6 protein-coding genes are annotated in these 5,885 nt (G+C 42.1%); all 6 read left to right on the plus strand.

From position 1 onward, the window contains the following. Window positions 1-377 precede the first annotated feature (377 nt). The 6 genes from VB711_RS19160 to VB711_RS19185 all read left to right on the plus strand — a co-directional run bounded on the left by VB711_RS19160 (window position 378) and on the right by VB711_RS19185 (window position 5,645). On the plus strand, window positions 378-1,019 hold the full coding sequence (locus VB711_RS19160; RefSeq protein ID WP_323287831.1) for a restriction endonuclease subunit R: 642 nt from the start codon (window positions 378-380) through the stop codon (window positions 1,017-1,019). A 213-nt stretch (window positions 1,020-1,232) separates the two neighbouring features. Continuing rightward, on the plus strand, window positions 1,233-1,475 hold the full coding sequence (locus VB711_RS19165; protein WP_323287832.1) for a DUF4926 domain-containing protein: 243 nt from the start codon (window positions 1,233-1,235) through the stop codon (window positions 1,473-1,475). A 367-nt stretch (window positions 1,476-1,842) separates the two neighbouring features. Then, window positions 1,843-3,399, plus strand: a complete 1,557-nt coding sequence (locus VB711_RS19170) for an AAA-like domain-containing protein (protein WP_323287833.1) — start codon at window positions 1,843-1,845, stop codon at window positions 3,397-3,399. Between the two features lie 463 nt (window positions 3,400-3,862). Next, window positions 3,863-4,033, plus strand: coding sequence for a hypothetical protein (locus VB711_RS19175; protein WP_323287834.1), 171 nt, complete (start codon window positions 3,863-3,865; stop codon window positions 4,031-4,033). A gap of 81 nt (window positions 4,034-4,114) precedes the next feature. Further along, a complete protein-coding gene (locus tag VB711_RS19180; RefSeq protein ID WP_323287835.1) occupies window positions 4,115-5,227 on the plus strand; it encodes a sodium-dependent bicarbonate transport family permease in 1,113 nt (370 codons plus the stop codon). Between the two features lie 85 nt (window positions 5,228-5,312). Next, on the plus strand, window positions 5,313-5,645 hold the full coding sequence (locus tag VB711_RS19185) for a P-II family nitrogen regulator (protein WP_323287836.1): 333 nt from the start codon (window positions 5,313-5,315) through the stop codon (window positions 5,643-5,645). Window positions 5,646-5,885 lie beyond the last annotated feature (240 nt).

The following is a 5,885-nucleotide window of genomic DNA, read 5'->3' on the forward strand; positions in this document are numbered from 1 at the left end:
ATTTAGGGCGTTTGGGTTTAGATTTTGGTTGGTTATTTGTGTTTGATAGGCGGAAAAATGCTCTCCCAATGGAAGAAAGGTTATCAACTGAGGTTGTGATTACGGAAAATCAACGTCGGATTACTGTGATTCGGGCTTGAGTATTATATTTTTTTTCCTCACGCAGAGACGCAGAGGCGCAGAGAGGAGAATGCAAAGAAGGACTTTTGCAAGAGGTCTATTGATATTTATCTACTCACCAGGAATTGTTGGTTTTCTTACGTCAACTCAACCTTTGAGATCAGCGATCGCTCTTTTGCTCTTAATGTATTGTATATTAGGGATTACAACCTAGATTAAATATCTAAACTTCATGTAATTACTATAGGGATTTAACCGTGATTACAAATGCTAGTAGCCTTACCCTTGGCATCCTCCGTCAAACCTTTGGCTTGAGATTCGACACTAGCGATCGCTTTTTTGATGAATGGTTAAATAATGCACCGCCTCTAACCGAAGCGGAACTACAAGGACTAGATCGCCTCACTCGAAACTACACCTATCTCAGTCAAGAAGAACCACCCCTCGAAGAAATTGTTAAGCTTGTGGTTATATCACCATTGCTAGATTTAGCCGGCTTCTATCAATTTCCTTTTTTGGTAAAAGCAGAAGTAAGTACCAATATCGAAGTTGCGGACGAAGCTAATGGTATAGCAGTTCAAGGTCGAATTGATATTTTGGTGATCCAAGATAGTTTTTGGATTTTGGTAATCGAATCAAAACCCGCAAGGCTAGACGTTACAGCAGGAATCCCCCAAGCACTTACTTATTTGTTGAGCGCTCCTAACTTACAGTCAAGTTGCTATGGAATGGTTACAAATGGAAGAGAAGTATTATTTTTGAAATGCGATCGCCACCAAAATGCCCCTCAATATACGCGATCGCCTACTTATCGCTTGCTAGAAAATACAACAGAGCGTGTTCAAGTTTTGCAGGGTCTTAAACAAATTGGTGCTTATATTGGCGATTTGAGGAGTTAAGCGATCGCATCAGCAATCTATTTTCTAAAGGCGATCGCTGTTTTGTTTGAGGGAATAGACGATCAGATTTTGTGGGTGATGATGGGCGATCTGTCCAAATAGTCTAATAAGTACCAATGTTGGTGAATCCCTAGTTGTAAGTTGTTGGATTATCAAAATTACCGAAGACTTTCCACGCCTAACTAACACTTATCCAATTAATTAAAAAACACCATGAACGAAATCCAAGAATACGATCTTGTTGCCCTAACTGAAGATGCGATCGCTACTCACAAAGTCACCCATCAGCAAATCAGACTCCGCCGAGGACAAATGGGAACAGTCTTAATGTCATTTGACCATAAAGCCTTTCTAATCGACTTTACCGATAAACAAGGCAATACCTTCGCCATGGAAACAATCGAACGAGTAAAATTATTACGTCTAATTAACGAACCAGAGTTAGTTTTTTCTTGAACTTAGTTGCTGTTTAATGTGGGAAATAAGAGATCGCATTAACAATTTATTTCCCCAAGGCGATCGCTATTGCGGTGAGTAGTGGTTTATGCGGCGATAGCGAAGCGCTCCGTAGGAATCGCATCAGCAATCTATTTTCTAAGAGGATGTTTGAAAAGTTTCCGGTGATTATAAATCGCTACTACACAAACAAAGTCCGCCTGCGCGGACTAAGGTCAAATAAAGGGTTTACAACCCACGGAGGTGGGTTTTGTCTGTGTAGCCGCGACTTCTAGTCGCCAAGGCGATTACTTTTTTAAGATTATAGCAAAATCCCCAACCCGAAAATCATCTAAAATCAAAGAGTTCACCAACCGCCAAAATCATCATGTCTCGCTGGTTTAATATTGCAGGTCCTTGTAAACCTGAAAAAAACTATACCATCTCAGCCACAAGTCGTCTTCCCGACTTATCAATGTTAATTGCACAAGAAAGTTATTTTGTCCTTCACGCACCACGACAAACAGGGAAAACCACCGCAATGTTATCCCTAGCACAGCAACTTACCGCCACAGGAAATTATGCAGCAGTGATGGTATCAGTGGAAGTAGGGAGTGCATTTAATCATGACCCCAGTGCAGCAGAATTAGCGATTTTAGGAACTTGGTATAATACCATAGATATTCGTTTACCCAAAGAATTACAACCACCTGTTAAACAATGGCAACAGGAAGAACCAGGAAACAGAATTAAGGCTTTTTTACAAAGTTGGTCACAGTCTTGCTCCCGACCTTTGGTAATATTTATTGATGAAATTGATTCTTTGCAAGATGAAACTTTAATTTCAGTTTTACGACAGTTAAGAGACGGTTTCCCCAATCGTCCAGAAAATTTTCCCTCATCTGTGGGATTAATTGGTTTACGAGATGTGCGAGATTATAAAGTAGCATCGGGTGGTAGTGACAGATTAAATACATCCAGTCCTTTTAATATTAAAGTTAGTTCCATTACCCTGAGAAATTTTAATGCTGAAGAAGTTACAGAACTCTATCAACAACATACACAAGCAACAGGACAAATTTTCACACCAGAAGCTACAGCCACAGCCTTCGATTTAACCCAAGGACAACCTTGGTTAGTGAATGCTTTAGCTAAGGAAGTTGTAGAAAAAATGGTTAAAGATAGAAATATTGCTATTACTAAAGAACATATTTTACAAGCAAAAGAAATATTAATTGCTCGTCAAGATACTCATTTGGATAGTTTAGCTGAAAAACTCAGAGACAAACGAGTTAAAAATATTATTGAACCAATTTTAGCAGGGCAAACATTACCTGATACCTTAGCAGATGATCGCCAATATTTAATAGATTTAGGATTATTGCGACGCGACCCGGCGGGAGGATTGGTTATTTCTAACCCGATATATCGTGAAGTCATTCCCCGCGTTTTAGTACAAGGAACTCAGGATAGTTTACCTCTGATTAGTCCTAGTTGGTTGACTTCAAAAGGTGAATTAAATATAGATGGGTTACTTGCAGCATTTATCAAATTTTGGCGACAGCATGGAGAACCATTATTAAGTAGTGCTGTTTACCATGAAATCGCTCCCCACATAGTATTAATGGCTTTTTTACATCGTGTGGTTAATGGTGGTGGAATTTTGGAAAGAGAATATGCAATTGGTAGCGACAGAATGGATTTATGTCTGCGTTACAGGGATGTCACGTTAGGGATTGAGTTAAAGGTCTGGAGGGATAAAAAACGCGATCCCCAAACTGATGGGATTGAGCAATTAGAATCGTATTTAGCCCGTTTGGGGTTGGATTTTGGTTGGTTATTTGTGTTTGATAGGCGGAAAAATGCCCTCCCAATGGAAGAAAGGTTATCAACTGAGGTTGTGATTACGGAAAATCAACGTCGGATTACTGTGATTCGGGCGTGAATGTTTTGCAGATGTAGAAGTGAAAGTGGTGTACCTACGGCATATCCTATCGTTAACCCAACTTTGTATCTTAGTAAGAAGTCTATATCCTACACCCAGCCATGATGATAAATTGTCTGCGTAAGTTATGAGAATATTAGGCTACATCAAAAAATTCCTTGGTGTTCAATAAGAATTTTCTTGGTGTTCAATATTTAAAGTTACTCACTAATATCGTAAAGTTAAAAATATCCAAATAATTTAATATCTCCAAATTCTGAAATATATCAGCGATCATCCTCGACAGCTTTTTGTTGGGACTTTTTTGAACGCGAGATACATCACCTTCAGCGTTCATTTCCAAGCAAATCATCATCAAATGGCTTGCTTAAATTTGACATAACCTTTATTCCCCAATTATGGCAATCACCAATCAAGGTTAAATAATCTGCGAGGTGATGTCTTTGGCTATGTCAGAGAGACCATGATCTCGCAGCACCTAGCCTTGGCTTTAGGTTTGCGTCAGGAGTTTTTCTCCTTGGTGGTTTCTATGGGGTTAGTTTGTGTAGGCTTCTTTGCCGCGTTGTTTGGAGAAACACGAACATTGATCTCTGAACCGATCGCGCCAATGACCGTAAACCCTAGCTATAGGTGATTTAGGGATCAAAGCCTTCACTGTTACTCTCGTTAACTCTTTAAACTTCATTTATTTCATTTATTGCACCAGGAGGTATTAGTGGATTTTGTATCCTTATTTATCAAGGACTTTATTGCCCAGTTGCAGTCCCCAACACTGGCCTTTTTGATTGGTGGGATGATCATTGCTGCCCTTGGTAGCGAATTGGTAATTCCAGAGTCAATTTGTACCATCATCGTCTTTATGCTGCTCACCAAAATCGGTCTAACCGGTGGAATTGCGATCCGTAAGTCCAACCTGACGGAGATGGTGTTACCCATGATATTTGCCATCATGGTAGGGATTATTGTTGTCTTCATCGCCCGCTATACATTGGCCAAGCTGCCAAAGGTCAAAGTCGTTGATGCGATCGCCACTGGGGGGTTGTTTGGTGCGGTGAGCGGTTCTACCATGGCCGCCGGACTGACGGTACTGGAAGAACAAAAAATTCCATTTGAAGCATGGACTGGCGCACTCTATCCCTTTATGGATATCCCCGCCCTCGTAACTGCGATCGTTGTGGCGAATATTTACCTCAACAAGAAGAAACTTAGAGAATCAGCCGACTCTGCCATGGAGGAGTCTTTAAGCAAGCAACCCGCTGCGGCTGGTAATTATCCCAGCACCAGACAGGAGTATCTCAGCCAGCAGAAAGATCCTGATGATAATCGGGTCAAGATATGGCCGATCATCGAGGAAAGCCTTAGAGGTCCTGCCTTATCGGCAATGTTGTTAGGACTGGCTCTTGGACTGTTCACCCAGCCGGAAAATGTCTATAAAAGCTTCTACGATCCCGCCTTTCGCGGCTTGCTTTCGATCTTGATGCTGGTCATGGGGATGGAGGCTTGGTCAAGGGTTGGCGAACTGCGTAAGGTGGCTCAATGGTATGTTGTGTATAGTGTGATAGCACCATTTATACATGGGTCGATCGCCTTCGGTCTGGGCATGATTGCCCACTACACCACGGGATTTAGCTGGGGTGGTGTCGTGGTACTAGCTGTCATCGCCTCCTCTAGTTCAGACATCTCCGGTCCTCCCACATTGCGAGCCGGTATCCCTTCAGCCAATCCATCGGCATATATAGGTGCGTCCACAGCCGTCGGTACGCCAATTGCCATTGGTTTGTGCATACCCTTCTTTGTCGGGCTTGCCCAGGCGCTCGGTGGAGGCTAATCCCATAGAGGCTGCGGTCTGTCCTTACTCCCTTGACCGGGCAAACCAAGAAGTCTAATGTACATAATTTAAGGAGTTAACCAAGATGTCCAAAAAAGCCAACAAGCTTGTCATCGTCACGGAAAAGATTCTGATGAAAAAGATCGCCAAGATCATTGATGAATGCGGGGCGACTGGTTATACAGTGATGGATACTGGCGGTAAAGGGAGTCGCAACGTGCGCTCTACGGGTAAACCCAACACTTCCGACACCGATTCAAATGTAAAGTTCGAGGTACTCACCGAAAATCGGGAGATGGCCGAGAATATTGCGGATCAAGTCGCAATCAAGTTTTTCACCGATTTTGCAGGCATTATCTATATCTGTGAAGCAGAGGTACTGTACGGGAGACATTTTTGCGGGCCAGATGGTTGTTGAATCAAGAGTACGCGCCAGAAAAGTAACAAGCAAGCAATTAGTGGGAGTTTCTATGGGCTAAACGGCTGTTATAAATAATGAGACAGGATTAATTAGGGTTTGCGGAAAAAGTCTTTTCATTAGGGCTAGGAGTCAGCACTATGGCTAACGCCACGCTACGCTATCGGCTACGCTCAGTGACCGGAGTCAGGAGTCAGGAGGAAGAATTAGAAGAAGAGAAAAACAGTATTAAATCTGGTT

The sequence above is a fragment of the Cronbergia sp. UHCC 0137 genome (genome assembly GCF_034932285.1).
In the GTDB taxonomy this organism is placed as follows: Bacteria; Cyanobacteriota; Cyanobacteriia; order Cyanobacteriales; family Nostocaceae; genus Cronbergia.